Consider the following 14136-nt stretch of genomic DNA (forward strand, 5'->3'; position numbering starts at 1 on the left):
GCCGGTCTCGCCGCGCTCACTACTGGTTGAGGAGACCGCCACCATGGCAGTCAAGATCCGTCTGAAGCGCATGGGCAAGATCCGTGCACCGTTCTACCGCGTCGTCGTCATGGACTCGCGCACCAAGCGTGACGGCCGTGCGATCGAGGAGATCGGCAAGTACCACCCCACCGAGCAGCCCTCGCTCATCGACATCGACATCGAGCGCGCGCACTACTGGCTGAGCCAGGGCGCGCAGCCGACTGAGGCCGTCGCCGCGCTCATTAAGATCGTCGACGAGGGCAAGCTGCAGACCAAGGAGGCCAAGACCTCCAAGAAGGACCTCTACGAGGCCGCGATCGCCGCTGCCGGTGGCAAGAACGACGCCGGCACCGACGGCCCGACGCCGCGCAAGAAGGCCGCCAAGAAGTCCGAGCCGAAGGCCGACGCCACGGCTGACAAGGCCGACGACAAGGCTGAGGCTCCCGCCGAGGCCGCTGCCGACGACACCGCGAAGGCCGAGGCCTGAGCATGCTCGAGGAGGCGCTCGAGCACCTCGTCAAGGGCATCGTCGACCACGACGAGGACGTCGTCGTGCGCCGCAAGGAGCTGCGCCGCGGTGAGCTGCTCGAGGTCCGGGTCCACCCCGACGACCTCGGCCGCGTCATCGGCCGCTCCGGCCGCACGGCGAGCGCCCTGCGCACCGTCGTCGCCGCCCTGGCGGGCAACGGCAACGTGCGGGTCGACATCGTCGACACCGACCGCGTGCGCTGAGCGCCGACGACTCCCTCGGGAGTCCTCGGACCGCGTCTTCGACAAGGGCGCCCCGGCTCGACCGGGGCGCCCTTGTCGCGTCCCGCACCGTGACCAAACCTGAGAGGATTCGCGCCATGGCTGAGAGGATTCGGGACATGAAGGTCGTCCTCGCCCGCATCGGCAAGCCCCACGGACTGCGTGGTGAGGTGACCGTCCAGCTGCACACCGACGACCCGGAGCGACGCTTCCCGGTCGGGGCCGTGCTCGACACCGAGGCCGAGGCCGGCACGGGCGTGCCCCGTGCCCTCACCATCGCCTCGACGCGCGTGCACCGGGGCATCTGGCTGCTGACGTTCGAGGAGATCCCCGACCGCGAGGGTGCCGAGAGCCTGCGCGGCACGCGGCTCGTGCTCGACGACGCCACCCCGGCCGCCACGGACGACGACGCCTACTACGAGGAGGACCTCGTCGGGCTCGAGGTGCGCGACCCGAGCGGCGAGAAGCTCGGCGCCGTCAGCGGCCTCGAGATCGGCCCGGCGCAGGACCGCCTCGTGCTCACGCTGACCGACGGCGTGACGGCCTACGTGCCGTTCGTGCGCCGGATCGTGCCGACGGTGGCCGACGACCACGTCGTCGTCGACGCACCCCCCGGACTCTTCGACCTCTACCGCGAGGGCACCGAGTGACGCAGGCCCCCCGACGTCCCGCGCTCGGCATCGACGTCGTCTCGATCTTCCCCGACTACCTCTCGCCGCTCGACCTCTCGCTCATCGGCAAGGCTCGCGAGGACGGCCTGCTCGACGTGCGCGTGCACGACCTGCGCGACTTCACGCACGACCGGCACCGCACGGTCGACGACACGCCCTACGGCGGCGGCGCCGGCATGGTGATGAAGGTGCAGCCGTGGGCCGAGGCGCTCGACCACGTTCTCGCACAAGGCAACCCGTATGCCGCCAAGCCCCGGCTGATCGTGCCCGGGCCCGGGGGGCAGCCCTTCACCCAGGCCCTGGCGCGCGAGCTGGCGCAGGAGCCGTGGCTCGCCTTCGCCTGCGGGCGCTACGAGGGCATCGACGAGCGCGTCTACGAGCACGCCCGCGAGGAGCTCGGGCTCGAGGTGTCGGTCGTCAGCCTCGGCGACTACGTGCTGAACGGCGGCGAGGTGGCCGTGCTCGCCATGGTCGAGGCCATCGGGCGCCTGGTCCCGGGCGTCATCGGCAACGCCGAGTCGCTCGTCGAGGAGTCCCACGAGGACGGCCTGCTCGAGTACCCCATCTACACCAAGCCCAGCACGTGGGCCGGCCGCCCGGTGCCGCCCGTGCTCCTCTCGGGCAACCACGCCGCCATCGCGGCCTGGCGCCACGAGCAGCGGCTGGCCCGCACCGCGGCCCGCCGCCCCGACCTGCTGCACGCCTCGCACGCCCCCGGTGCGGAGGGCGGCCCGGAGGTCGAGATCTCCGCCGCGACCCCCGGCGACGTGCCCGAGCTCGCGGTGCTGATGCGGGCCTGCTGGGTGCAGGAGGCCGTCGCCAACGGCACTCTCGAGATCCCGGCCCTGCACGAGAGCCTCGACGACGTGCGCGCCGGCCTCGAGCAGACGCAGACGTGGCTCGCCCGCAGCGCCGGCCGGCTCGTCGGTGCCGTGCGCACGTCGGTCCCTCCGGGGCGCCCGGACGAGTGGCTCATCGGGCGGCTCTGCGTCGTGCCCGACCTGCAGGGGCGCGGGCTCGGCCGACGCCTGCTCGAGCACGCCGAAAGAGCCGCACCGGACGGCATCCGGACGTTCGTGCTGCACACCGGCGCCCGCAGCGAGGGGAACCTGCGGATGTACAAGCGCGCCGGCTACCGCCGCAGCGCGGACGCGGCCCCGATCGCGGGAGCGGTCACGCTGACCAAGCGCCGACGCTGAGCCCGCTGAGGCGGCTGAGTCCGCTGAGCCGGCTCCCGGCTTCCGGGCACCGGCTGGCCGTGCCGCGGGAGCCCCGCCGGCTCACGACACGAGCGACGCCGCGAGGTCGGGCGGCAGCAGGCTGCGCCGGCAGATGAGGCGCGCCTGCACGCTCGCCGTGATCGCCTGCGTGGCCATGATCGCGAAGAGCACGAGCACCTGCGCGGTCGCGGCCTGCACGGCGCTGCCGCCGCCGAGCATGACCCCGATGAAGGCGCCCGGCAGCGTCACGACCCCCGACGTGCGCACCTGGTCGAGGCTCGGCACGATGCCCTCGGGCACGCGCCGCGCGATCACCTCGTCGATGGCCTGGGCCGAGGTCAGCCCGATCGACAGCGAGGCCTCGTACTGACCGTGCTCCTCGCGCAGGGCCGAGAAGGTGCGCCGGCCGACGAGCGTGTGCACGGTCATCGTGTTGCCGATGACGATGCCGGCCACCGGGATGACGGCGATGCCGGTGAGCGGCACGGCGCCGGTCGCGAGCACGACGGCCACGACCGGCACGATGCCGCACGCCATCGATGCCGCCGCCCACGGCCAGGCGCGCGGTGCACCGACCCGCTTCGACGTCGTCACGACGGCCATGGTGAACATGACCGCGACGGCGACGAACGAGAGCGCGAGCGAGCCGACGACGGCCGTGATGACGAGCGCGACGAGCGAGAGCTGCACGACGGCGCGCGCACCAGCGAGCACCGACGCGCGCCCCAGCCCCAGGCCGCCGAGGCGGTTCGCGACGACGGTGACGACGAGGAGGATGAGGAGGCACGCGATGACGGGCCAGCCGGGAGAGACGTCCACGGGCCCACGCTAGGGGGTCGCCCCGCGCCGCCGATTTCAGGTATGCCGGGTGCTCTGGCAGACTTGGTCATTGCGTCCGCACACGACGGCCCCTGCCACAGGGGGAGTCGGGTCACCGCGACGAGCAGCACGACGGCTCGGGTGGCCCCACGCGGCCTGGCGGACGCGCACACCCATCTTGTGACGAGGTGACCTGTGGCGCCCAGGAAAGTGAAGCATCATGCACACGTTCGACGCGATCGACTCCGCCTCGCTGCGGTCCGACGTCCCCGACTTCCGCGCGGGTGACACCCTGAAGGTGCACGTCAAGGTCATCGAGGGCACGCGCTCGCGTGTCCAGGTGTTCCAGGGCGTCGTCATCCGTCGCCACGGTGGTGGCGTCGGCGAGACCTTCACCGTCCGCAAGATCTCCTTCGGCGTCGGCGTCGAGCGCACCTTCCCGGTGCACACGCCCGTCATCGACAAGATCGAGCTCGTGTCGCGCGGTGACGTGCGTCGCGCCAAGCTCTACTACCTGCGTGGCCTGCGCGGCAAGGCCGCCAAGATCCGCGAGAAGCGTGACGCGGTGCCGGCCAAGGCCGACGCCAAGAAGAGCTGACGACGCTGCCCACGCAGACGTCCGCCTGATCACGCGAGGCGCGGTGGACCCCCGACGGGCCGACCCGGACACGAGTTCCGGGACGCCCCCGCCCGAGGGGACCACCGCGCCTTCGCCGTCCCCGGGGCCCGCCGACGGCGCGGCGCCGGGCATCCGCCGCCCGAGCCGGTATGCCACCGTGCACCGCCGCCGCTGGCTCGTGGCCCCCGCGCTCGTGCTCGTCACGATCGTGGCGCTGCGCGCCTTCGTCGTCACCCCCTTCGGCATCCCCAGCGAGTCGATGGAGGACACGCTCCGCGTCGGCGACCGAATCCTCGTCAGCCGGCTGACCCCGCCCGAGGGGCTGCGTCGCGGTGACGTCGTCGTCTTCGACGCCTCGGCGGCCTTCAACCTCGCCACGCCCGAGGACGGCCCGCTCCGGAGCGTGCTCGACGCCGTGCTCAGCCTCGTCGGCGAGGGGCGACCCACCGACTACGTCAAGCGTGTCGTGGGCCTGCCCGGCGACCGCGTGCGCTGCTGCGCGGAGGACGGCCGCCTCGAGGTCAACGGCGTGGCCGTGACCGAGCGCTACCTCGCGCCGGGGGAGGCGCCGAGCGGCACGACCTTCGACGTCACGCTGCCGCCGGACCGGTTCTGGGTGATGGGCGACAACCGTGGCTCCTCGGCCGACTCGCGCGCCCACCTCGGCGACCCGGGAGGTGGCACGGTGCCCGGGGACGACATCATCGGCAAGGTTTGGGTGCGATACTGGCCGCTCGATCGGCTCGGACCGCTCGACTGATGGCCTGAACGACCCTCCGTCCCACGAAATGGTGAGTGATGTCGCAGTACACCGGACGCCCCGAAGACCCGACGCGCGGGCATCCGGCCGACGGCATCGACGACCCGTACGGCGCCGACGAGCGGGGCACGCGAGCGGGGCGGGCACCGGCCGGCGCGCGTGACGACGCGGACGACTTCGACGACGACTACGACGACGACGAGCGGCGCGGCTTCGGCGCGACGGTCCTCGCGGGCATCAAGGAGATCGTCATCGTCATCGTCCTCGCGATGGCGCTCTCGTTCGTCGTCAAGACGTGGCTCTTCCAGGCGTTCTACATCCCGTCCGGGTCGATGGAGAACACCCTCGTGCGCGACGACCGCGTCATCGTCAGCAAGCTGACGCCCGGGCCGTTCGACCTCAAGCGCGGCGACGTCGTCGTCTTCGAGGACCCGGGTGACCCCACCCCGTGGCTCGCGGGTCTCGACGACCAGCCGAGCACGGTCGGTGGCCCGTTCCACGAGGCCCTCGTCTTCGTCGGGCTGCTCCCGGAGGACTCCGAGAACCACCTCATCAAGCGCGTCATCGGCCTCCCCGGCGACCGCGTGCAGGCCGACGGCGACACCGGCAAGATCCGCGTCAACGGCGTCGAGGTCACCGAGTCCTACATCAAGCCGGGTGACTACCCGAGCGAGGGCCGCAAGTTCGACATCACCGTGCCCGCGGGCCGGGTGTGGGTCATGGGCGACCACCGCTCCGACTCCTCCGACAGCCGCTGGCACGACGACGGCACCGGGGCCACCGGCTCGGTCCCCATCGACAAGATCGTCGGGCGGGCCCTCTTCGTCGTGTGGCCGATCGAGCACGTGACGTGGCTGGGGGTGCCCGAGCGCACCTTCGCCCAGGTGCCGTCGCCCCGGACGCCGTCGACCACCCCCTCGACCAAGGCCACCGTCAACCCGAGCCCCAAGGCGACGACCCGTCCGGCGGCGAAGCCGGGCGCCACGGCGACGAAGGCCGCGGGCTGAGCACAGCAAGGACCGACGTGCCCCGCACCACCCCCTCCACGAAGCCCTCGCTCCGCGTCGAGCGGGCGCTGCAGCGCTCCGGCCACCGCCTCCTCGCGGGCATGGACGAGGTCGGCCGCGGCGCGCTCGCCGGCCCGGTGAGCGTCGGCGTCGTCGTCATCGACGAGACGGTTCGGTCGGCGCCGATCGGCGTCAAGGACTCCAAGCTGCTGACCGAGCGGGCGCGCACCGTGCTCGTTCCTCGCATCGAGCGGTGGGCCGTCGCGCACGCCGTCGGCCACGCGGGCCCCGACGAGATCGACGAGGTCGGCATCATGGCGGCCCTGCGGCTGGCCGGGCTGCGTGCCCTCGGCTCGCTCGGGGTCGTGCCCGACCTCGTCATCCTCGACGGCAACCACGACTGGCTCACGGCCGCCACCGACGTCGGCCTCTTCGCCTTCGCCGACGACGAGGGCCCGGCCACGCCGCCCGTCACGACGATGGTCAAGGCCGACATGAAGTGCTCCTCGGTGGCCGCGGCCAGCGTGCTGGCGAAGGTCGAGCGCGACACGCTCATGGTCACGCTGGGAGCCGAGCACCCGGCATACGGCTGGGGCCTCAACAAGGGCTACTCGGCCCCCGAGCACATGGACGCGCTGGCGCGCCTCGGCCCGTGCGAGCTGCACCGGCGCTCGTGGCGGCTGCCCGGCGTGCACGTGCCGGAGCCCGTCGGGGTGTTGAATGAGGGCACGGAGACCATGGCTCCGGTGGCCATCCCGGCAGAGCAGACAGGAACGGCGATCAGGTGAGTTCGGAAGATCTCGAGAAGTACGAGACCGAGATGGAGCTCCAGCTCTACAAGGAGTACCGCGACGTCGTCGGCCTCTTCACCCACGTCGTGGAGACGGAGCGGCGCTTCTACCTCGCCAACTCGGTCGACGTGAAGGTGCGCAGCGACGGCGGCGAGGTGTTCTTCGACGTGACGATGGCCGACGCGTGGGTGTGGGACATCTACCGGCCGGCCCGGTTCGTCAAGAACGTGCGGGTCGTGACCTTCAAGGACGTCAACGTCGAGGAGCTGCCCAAGCCCGACATCAAGATGCCCGAGGGCGGCGACTTCGCCTGAGGGTGCGCGGCGCCTGACGGGGCGGTGACCCCTCCGTCTGTCCACACCCCCTCCGCCCGGGGACGCGTCGTCCACAGCTGCGCGACGGGCCCTGTCCTGACGCGTCCGGCGCGGCGACGCTGGTCGGCATGGACCTCACGACGCGTGACCTCGGCAGGTACGGCGAGCAGCTCGCCTGCCGCTACCTGACCGACTCGGGCCTGCGCATCCTCGACCGCAACTGGCGCTGCGTCCGCGGCGAGATCGACGTCGTCGCGCTCGACGGGCACGACCTCGTGGTCTGCGAGGTGAAGACGCGCTCGGACGAGTCGTTCGGGGCGCCGTTCGAGTCGGTGACCCGCACGAAGCAGCGGCGCCTGCGGCGGCTCGCGGGCCTGTGGCGCGACGCCCACCCCGGTGACGCGGCCGGCCTCGTGCTGCGCATCGACGTCATCTCCATCCTCCGCCCGCCCGCGGGCCGGGCCGTGCTCGAGCACCTGCGCGGGGTGTGCTGATGGGCCAGGGGCTCGGGCGCACCCGGTCGGTGGGGCTGCGCGGGGTGGCCGGCTTCGTCGTCGACGTCGAGGCCCACGTCGCGACCGGGCTGCCGGGTTTCGCCATCAGCGGCCTCGGCGACTCGGCGGTCAAGCAGTCGGCCGACCGGATCAAGGCCGCGGCGGCGCTCATCGAGAAGATGCCGGTGAGCCAGCGCCGGGTCACCGTCAACCTCTCGCCGGCGGGGGAGCGCAAGATCGGCACGGCCTTCGACCTCGCCATCTTCGTGGCCGTGGCGGCCGCCCTGCGGATCGTGCCCGACGGCGTCGTGCGCGACGTGGTGCACATCGGCGAGGTCGGGCTCGACGGCACGGTGCGGGCGGTGCCGGGCGTGCTGCCGCTCGTGCGGGCCGCCTCGCTCGTCGGGGTGCGCCACGTCGTCGTGCCCGTGGCCAACGCCGGCGAGGCCCGCCTCGTCGCGGGCGTGCGGGTCCACCCCGTCGGCATGGTGACCGAGCTCGTCGAGCGCTACCGGGCGCTCGGCAAGGGGCGGCCCGTCGAGGAGGTGCCGGTGCCGGAACGGCCGGCCCCCCAGCCGGAGGCCGTGCGCGACCTCAGCGAGGTCATGGGCCAGGCCGACGCCAAGCTCGCCCTCGAGATCGCCGCTGCCGGTGGCCACCACCTGCTGTTCGCCGGGCCACCCGGGGCCGGCAAGACGATGCTCGCCGAGCGCCTGCCCGGGCTGCTGCCGCCGCTCGACGAGGCGGAGTCGATGGAGGTGACGGCGATCCACTCGGTGCTCGGCGCCCTCGGCTCGGGCGAGGATGTGCGCCTCATCTCGCGGCCGCCCTTCGTCGCGCCGCACCACGGGGCCTCGCAGGCGGCCGTCATCGGCGGTGGGTCCGGGCGCATCCGGCCGGGGGCGATCACGCAGGCGCACCGCGGCGTGCTCTTCCTCGACGAGACGCCGGAGTTCGACAAGTCCGTGCTCCAGTCGCTCCGCACGCCCCTCGAACGGGGCACGGTCTCGATCGCCCGGGCCAACGAGACCGTGACCTTCCCGTCGCGCTTCCAGCTCGTGCTCGCCGCGAACCCGTGCCCGTGCGGCAACGGGTGGGGTAAGGGCCTCGACTGCACCTGCACCCCGCTCATGCGCCGCACCTACTTCGGCAAGCTGAGCGGCCCGCTGCTCGACCGGGTCGACCTGCAGGTCCACGTGCAGCCGCCAGGCCTGTCGATGGCCGGCATCGGTTCCGGTGAGCCGACCGCGGTGGTCGCGCGCCGGGTGGCGGCCGCGCGCGAGGCCCAGGCGGAGCGGTGGCGGTCCGTGCTCGGGCGCCGCCGGAGCGCCAACGCCGACGTGCCGGGCTCGGTGCTGCGGGGCCGGCCCTGGCGGCTCCCACCCGGTGCCACCGCGACCCTCGACCGGTCGCTCGAGACCGGGGCGCTCAGCCTCCGCGGCTACGACCGCACGCTGCGCTGCGCGTGGACGATCGCCGACCTCACCGGCCTCGTCAGGCCCGACCGGGAGCAGGTCGACCTCGCGCTGTCGCTCCGGCACCGAGCCGGGGTGGCGGCATGAGCGGGATTCTCGTCGGGCAGGTGGGTCGTGGACGCTGACCGGTTCGCGAGGGCCTCGCTCTCACGCCTCGTCGAGGCCGGCGACGTCGAGACCGGAGTCCTCGTGGGCGAGGTCGGTGCGGTGGAGGCGGTCGATCGCATCCGCGCGGGCGCGGGCAGCCTGCATCGCTTCGCGGCCCGCGTCGCGGCGCTCGACACCGACCGCGACCTCGACGTGGCAGCCAAGGTGGGCGCGCGGCTCGTCGTGCCCGACGACGACGAGTGGCCCGAGCGGCTCTCACAGATCCCGTCACCGCCGTGGTGCCTCTGGGTGCGGGGACACCTCGACCTCGCCGAGTCGGTCGAGAGGTCGGTCGCCGTCGTCGGGTCGCGCGCGGCCACGACGTACGGCGCGCAGGTCGCCGCCGACCTCGCGGCGGGGCTCGTGCAGCGTGGTTGGGCCGTGGTCTCCGGTGCCGCCTTCGGCATCGACGCCAGCGCGCACCGCGGGGCGCTCGCCGCCGGTGGCACCACGGTGGCGGTCCTCGCGGGTGGCGTCGACCGGCCCTATCCCGTCGGCAACGCCGACCTGCTCGCCCGCATCGCGCAGGAGGGTCTCGTCGTGTCGGAGGTGGCTCCCGGCTCGGCGCCGATGCGCTCGCGCTTCCTGTCCCGCAACCGCCTCATCGCCGGCATGACCCGCGGCACCGTGGTGGTGGAGGCCGACCTGAGGTCGGGCTCGCGCAACACCGTCAAGCACGCGATCGAGGCCGGTCGCCCGGTCGGTGCCGTCCCCGGGCCGATCACCTCGATGACCTCCTCGGGCTGTCACCAGGAGATCCGCGACCAGCGCGCCGTCCTGGTGACGAGCGCCGCCGAGATCGTCGACCTCGTCGGCGACATCGGCGACGACGCCTGCGAGCCGGCGCGCGGCCCGGCCCAGCCGGGCGACGAGCTGCCCCCGGTCGACGCTGCCGTGCTCGAGGCCGTGCCGTTCCGAGCCGGCGTCACGCTCGACGCCCTCGTGCTCGCGACGGCCCTGGCCCCGCTGATCGTCCGGGCAGCGCTCGGTCGCCTCGAGCGGGCGGGCTTCGTCGCCGAGACCACCGGCACCTGGCGCAAACGTCCCCGGAACCGACACCAGCCGCAGGACTGACCGGCCCCCATCGTCCGGGGCCGATGATCACGAACCCCATGACCGGGCTCGGGACCCGAGGGGCCGGCCCCGGGTCGGAGCGGCGTGCGCTCGCTCGGACACTGACCCGCGGTGCGGGTCAGTATCGTAGCCGCTGGGGGTGGCTGCCGGGCGGGCGGTGGGGGTGCGTTCGCTACGTCAGTGACCCGTGGTGCGGGTCAGTGTCGTAGCCGCTGGGGGTGGCTGCCGGGCGGGTGGTGGGGGTGCGTTCGCTACGTCAGTGACCCGTGGTGCGGGTCAGTGTCGTAGCCGCTAGGGGTGATGGGGGGTGGGTGGTGCTTGCGGGAGCCCAGGGTGTTTGCGATGGTGCGGGTGTGACGGAGGTGACGACGAGCGAGGCAGGCGCGGGCGGGGCGACGACGCCGGACCGGGTGCTGGAGCAGCAGGCGGAGCTCCTGCACGCCTACTCGCGCCACCTGGGGGCCGAGCGGGGACGGTCGGAACACACGCGGAGGGCCTACCTCGGCGACGTGCGGCACCTGCTGGTGTTCGCTGCACGGCGCGGGATCGACGGCATCGACGAGCTGCGCATCGCGGACCTGCGCGCCTGGCTGGGGGAGCAGGCCGACGCCGGGGCGGCGCGGTCGACGATCGCCCGCCGGGCAGCCTCGGCGCGCACCTTCCTGCGCTGGGCCGAGCGCACGGGCCGGATCCCGAGCGACCCGTCCCTGCGGCTCGTGGCCCCCAAGCGCCGCCCCACCCTGCCGGGCGTGCTGCGCCAGGACGAGGCCGGCGAGCTGCTCGACCTCGCGACGGTGCGGGCCGACGACGCCGACCCGATCCACGTGCGTGACCGCGCGATGCTCGAGCTGCTCTACGCGAGCGGCATCCGGGTCGGCGAGCTCGCCGCGCTCGACGTCGACGACCTCGACCTGCGTCAGGGTGTGGTTCGGGTGCTCGGCAAGGGGGCCAAGGAGCGCGTCGTGCCCTTCGGAGCGCCAGCCCGGCGGGCCGTGGAGGACTGGCTGGCCGCGCGGCCCCGGGTGGTCGGCGCGCACTCCGGCGCGGCCCTCTTCCTCGGGCGCCGGGGTCGCCGGGTGGATGCCCGCCAGGTGCGCACGGTGGTGCACGAGCTGCTCTCGCACCTGCCGGACGCCCCCGACCTCGGCCCGCACGGCCTTCGCCACAGCGCGGCCACCCACCTGCTCGAGGGTGGCGCGGACCTGCGCATGGTGCAGGAGATCCTCGGCCACGCGAGTCTCGCCACGACCCAGATCTACACGCACGTGTCCGTCGACCGCTTGCGCCGCAGCTACGAGCAGGCCCACCCGCGCGCCTGACGCCCGGGCCACCCGCGCCGGTGACCAGAACCGAGGGCGTCACGTCACCCGAGAGGGAGCAGCACGACCGGCGCTCGCCGGAGGAGTCCGAGCGGGTCGACGTAGACCTCGCCCCGGCGCACGCCCCAGCGCAGGCAGGTGCGAGGGGCGCAGTGCCCCGGCGTCGGAGTGACGACGCCGACGGGTCGGCCACGAGCCACGACGGTGCCGACCGGCGGAGCCCCGGAGACGGGCTCGAGGCTGCTGCGACGGCCGCCTGCGTGCACGAGGACGACGACGTCACGGCCCGCGACGCGACCCACCCAGCCGACCCGTGCATCGGCCGGGGCGAGCACGGGCTGCCCCACGCTCGCCGCGAGGTCCACCCCTCGGTGGCCCGGCGACCACCGGTGCTCGGGCGGGTCGAAGGCGCGCGTCACGGGAGGGGCAGGATCCAGCGGCCACGCCCAGCGCCCCGCCGTCGCCGGTGCCGCCGCCTCGACCCGGACGAGGTCGCTGCCACCCGGGACGACGGGAGACAGGACGACGGGAGACAGGACGACAGGAGACAGGACGACAGGAGACAGGACGACGGGAGACAGGGAGAGGACGGCGCCGAGCAGGGCGGTTGCGAGAGCCATCCCGTCAGGGTGCGCCGGCGTCCCGCACCCCCGCGACCGTCACGTCGCGGGCTGTGGACGCCCGGCCGGAGCAGCGAGGGGGTGTGGACGACGGGTCACGGGCGAGCCGAGGCGAGCCGGCGGCCGGCCTCGCGCAGCACGTCGTCCCGCTTGCAGAAGGCGAACCGGATCAGCGTGCGGGCCGCGCCCTGGTCGTCGTGGAAGACCGACACCGGCACCCCGACGACGCCCGCCAGCTCCGGCAGGCGTCGGGCGAACTCGAGCCCGTCGACCGCCCCGAGCGGTGCCGCGTCCGCCACGACGAAGTACGTGCCGGCGGGCCGGGAGACGGTGAGGCCCGCGGTCTCGAGCGCGTCGCACAGCAGGTCGCGGCCGCGGGCGAGCGAGTCGGCGATGCCGGCATACACGTCGTCGCCGAGGCCGAGCGCGACGGCGACCGCCGGCTGGAACGGGCCGGAGCCGACGAAGGTGAGGAACTGCTTGACGGTGCGGGCGGCGGCGACGGCCTCGGCCGGGCCCGAGAGCCACCCCACCTTCCAGCCCGTCGCCGAGAACGTCTTGCCCGCCGAGGAGATGGTGATGGTCCGGTCGAACATGCCGGGCAGCGTCGCCACGGGCACGTGCACGGCGCCGTCGAAGACGAGGTGCTCGTAGACCTCGTCGGTCACGACCCACGCGTCGTGCTCGCGCGCGAGCGACGCCACGAGCTCGAGCTCGGCCCGGGTGAAGACCTTGCCCGTCGGGTTGTGCGGCGTGTTGAGCAGCACGAGCCGGGTGCGCGGCGAGAAGGCGGCCCGCAGCGACGCCTCGTCGACGGCGAAGTCGGGGAAGCGGAGCACGGACGTGCGGCGGGTGGCGCCGGCGAGGGCGATCGTGGCGGCATACGAGTCGTAGTAGGGCTCGAAGGTGACGACCTCGTCACCCGGTTCGCAGAGCGCGAGCACGACCGAGGCGATCGCCTCCGTCGCCCCGACGGTCACGAGCACCTGCGTCGTGGGGTCGAGGTCGAGGCCGTAGAAGCGTCGCTGGTGGGCGGCGACGGCCTCGAGCAGCTCGGGCACGCCCGGACCGGGAGGGTACTGGTTGCGACCGGCGTCGATGGCGGCCTTGGCGGCGTGGAGCATCGCCGCGGGACCGTCGGTGTCGGGAAAGCCCTGGCCGAGGTTGATGCTGCCGGTGCGCGCCGCGAGCGCCGACATCTCGGCGAAGATCGTCGTGCCGAAGCCGCTCATGCGGGGCACGAGCACCGGACGTCGGGGGCCACGGGTCGCTGCGGCCTGCTCGGCCACCGGGTCAGGCCGTGGCCGCAGGGCCGCGACCGAACGGGGTGTCGTCGACGATGACGTGGATCGTGTCGTGGGCCTCGAGGTGGAGCGGCGTGCCGGCGATGTGGTTGTCACCGGCGAGATTGCCCTTGGCGAAGATCCATACGGCCTCGACGTCGATGTCGACGGCGTCGATGATGCCGTAGACGTGGCGGTGGTTGTCGACGTCGTCGAACGCGAACCGTGCCCCGACGTGGCTCGCGTTCAGGTCCATGGCGCGGACCTCTGTCCCCTGCGTCGCAAGTTTCATCTCCATGGCCAGAACGTACTCGTGCGCCACCCCCACGCCTACGAGAAACGGCCCGCAATGTTGCGAAATCTACGTGTTCTTTCGCCCCGCCGACCCCCTCGGCGGGCGCAGAATGGGTCGTCGGCCCCAAGCGACGAGGAGCACCGCTCCTCCCGGTCGGGGCGGTCGGACGAGGAAGGGGTCCCGGCATGACCGACGTGATCCACCCGCTGGACGAGCGGGCCCGCGCCCTCGACGCGATGTCGATCCGCGAGCTCATCGCCGAGCTGGCGCTGCTCCAGGAGCGCATCGATCGTGACGCAGCCGCAGGCGGCTACCGTCCCGTGCCCGGTCAGGTGCACCGACGGGCCGAGCTCGAGCGGCGCGAGCGCCAGGTCGTGCGCGAGCTCGACCGCCGTTACGCCGCCGCCCACGAGCATCTGACGCCCGGCTGACGACGGGTTGACGACGAGCCGACGGC

At 73.4% G+C, this 14136-nt stretch carries 18 protein-coding genes; 14 read left to right on the forward strand and 4 right to left on the reverse strand.

The genetic code is table 11. The annotated features are described in order from the left end of the window. Positions 1–43: 43 nt before the first annotated feature. From rpsP to trmD, 4 genes are all read left to right on the forward strand, one after another. Positions 44–508: a 30S ribosomal protein S16 gene (rpsP, locus tag ABD979_RS08695; RefSeq protein ID WP_345507068.1), complete on the forward strand. Its 465-nt coding sequence runs from the start codon at positions 44–46 to the stop codon at positions 506–508. 2 nt (positions 509–510) lie between these two features. Then, a complete protein-coding gene (locus tag ABD979_RS08700; protein ID WP_345507069.1) occupies positions 511–753 on the forward strand; it encodes an RNA-binding protein in 243 nt (80 codons plus the stop codon). Positions 754–869: 116 nt separating this feature from the next. After that, the gene (rimM, locus tag ABD979_RS08705; protein ID WP_345507070.1) at positions 870–1421 is read left to right on the forward strand and encodes a ribosome maturation factor RimM; all 552 of its coding nucleotides are present in this window, start codon (positions 870–872) and stop codon (positions 1419–1421) included. After that, positions 1418–2641 carry a tRNA (guanosine(37)-N1)-methyltransferase TrmD gene (gene trmD, locus ABD979_RS08710; RefSeq protein ID WP_345507071.1) on the forward strand — a complete coding sequence of 408 codons (1224 nt, stop codon included), beginning with the start codon at positions 1418–1420 and terminating at the stop codon, positions 2639–2641. The genes rimM and trmD overlap by 4 nt, the downstream gene beginning before the upstream one ends. A gap of 81 nt (positions 2642–2722) precedes the next feature. Here the strand turns inward: trmD and ABD979_RS08715 are convergent, their stop codons facing one another. Further along, positions 2723–3481 (reverse strand): ABC transporter permease, encoded by a 759-nt coding sequence (locus ABD979_RS08715; RefSeq protein WP_345507072.1) that lies wholly within the window; start codon positions 3479–3481, stop codon positions 2723–2725. A gap of 220 nt (positions 3482–3701) precedes the next feature. On the opposite strand from ABD979_RS08715, the gene rplS reads away from it, so the two are divergent. From rplS to ABD979_RS08760, 9 genes are all read left to right on the forward strand, one after another. Further along, a complete protein-coding gene (gene rplS / locus ABD979_RS08720) occupies positions 3702–4079 on the forward strand; it encodes a 50S ribosomal protein L19 (RefSeq protein WP_345507073.1) in 378 nt (125 codons plus the stop codon). A gap of 43 nt (positions 4080–4122) precedes the next feature. Continuing rightward, entirely contained in the window at positions 4123–4860 is a 738-nt protein-coding gene (lepB, locus tag ABD979_RS08725; protein ID WP_345507074.1) for a signal peptidase I, read from the forward strand. A 38-nt stretch (positions 4861–4898) separates the two neighbouring features. Then, the gene (gene lepB, locus ABD979_RS08730) at positions 4899–5867 is read left to right on the forward strand and encodes a signal peptidase I (protein WP_345507075.1); all 969 of its coding nucleotides are present in this window, start codon (positions 4899–4901) and stop codon (positions 5865–5867) included. 17 nt (positions 5868–5884) lie between these two features. Continuing rightward, a complete protein-coding gene (locus ABD979_RS08735) occupies positions 5885–6655 on the forward strand; it encodes a ribonuclease HII (protein ID WP_345507076.1) in 771 nt (256 codons plus the stop codon). After that, a complete protein-coding gene (locus ABD979_RS08740; RefSeq protein WP_345507077.1) occupies positions 6652–6972 on the forward strand; it encodes a DUF2469 domain-containing protein in 321 nt (106 codons plus the stop codon). Before ABD979_RS08735 ends, ABD979_RS08740 begins: the two co-directional genes overlap by 4 nt. Positions 6973–7100: 128 nt before the next feature. Then, on the forward strand, positions 7101–7466 hold the full coding sequence (locus ABD979_RS08745; RefSeq protein WP_345507078.1) for a YraN family protein: 366 nt from the start codon (positions 7101–7103) through the stop codon (positions 7464–7466). After that, positions 7466–9028 carry a YifB family Mg chelatase-like AAA ATPase gene (locus ABD979_RS08750; protein ID WP_345507079.1) on the forward strand — a complete coding sequence of 521 codons (1563 nt, stop codon included), beginning with the start codon at positions 7466–7468 and terminating at the stop codon, positions 9026–9028. The genes ABD979_RS08745 and ABD979_RS08750 overlap by 1 nt, the downstream gene beginning before the upstream one ends. Positions 9029–9055: 27 nt before the next feature. After that, a complete protein-coding gene (dprA, locus tag ABD979_RS08755) occupies positions 9056–10162 on the forward strand; it encodes a DNA-processing protein DprA (RefSeq protein WP_345507080.1) in 1107 nt (368 codons plus the stop codon). 413 nt (positions 10163–10575) lie between these two features. Beyond that, positions 10576–11481, forward strand: coding sequence for a tyrosine recombinase XerC (locus ABD979_RS08760; protein WP_425583947.1), 906 nt, complete (start codon positions 10576–10578; stop codon positions 11479–11481). 44 nt (positions 11482–11525) lie between these two features. On the opposite strand, the gene ABD979_RS08765 is transcribed toward ABD979_RS08760, so the two are convergent. The 3 genes from ABD979_RS08765 to ABD979_RS08775 form a co-directional block, all read right to left on the reverse strand. Continuing rightward, on the reverse strand, positions 11526–12101 hold the full coding sequence (locus tag ABD979_RS08765) for a peptidoglycan DD-metalloendopeptidase family protein (RefSeq protein WP_345507081.1): 576 nt from the start codon (positions 12099–12101) through the stop codon (positions 11526–11528). 95 nt (positions 12102–12196) lie between these two features. Further along, positions 12197–13333: a pyridoxal phosphate-dependent aminotransferase gene (locus ABD979_RS08770; RefSeq protein WP_425583948.1), complete on the reverse strand. Its 1137-nt coding sequence runs from the start codon at positions 13331–13333 to the stop codon at positions 12197–12199. Positions 13334–13394: 61 nt separating this feature from the next. Further along, positions 13395–13640, reverse strand: a complete 246-nt coding sequence (locus ABD979_RS08775; RefSeq protein WP_345507082.1) for a hypothetical protein — start codon at positions 13638–13640, stop codon at positions 13395–13397. A 224-nt stretch (positions 13641–13864) separates the two neighbouring features. On the opposite strand from ABD979_RS08775, the gene ABD979_RS08780 reads away from it, so the two are divergent. Continuing rightward, the gene (locus ABD979_RS08780; protein WP_345507083.1) at positions 13865–14110 is read left to right on the forward strand and encodes a hypothetical protein; all 246 of its coding nucleotides are present in this window, start codon (positions 13865–13867) and stop codon (positions 14108–14110) included. Positions 14111–14136: the final 26 nt, after the last annotated feature.

The sequence above is a fragment of the Terrabacter aeriphilus genome, assembly GCF_039542985.1.
Taxonomy (GTDB): domain Bacteria; phylum Actinomycetota; class Actinomycetes; order Actinomycetales; family Dermatophilaceae; genus Terrabacter; species Terrabacter aeriphilus.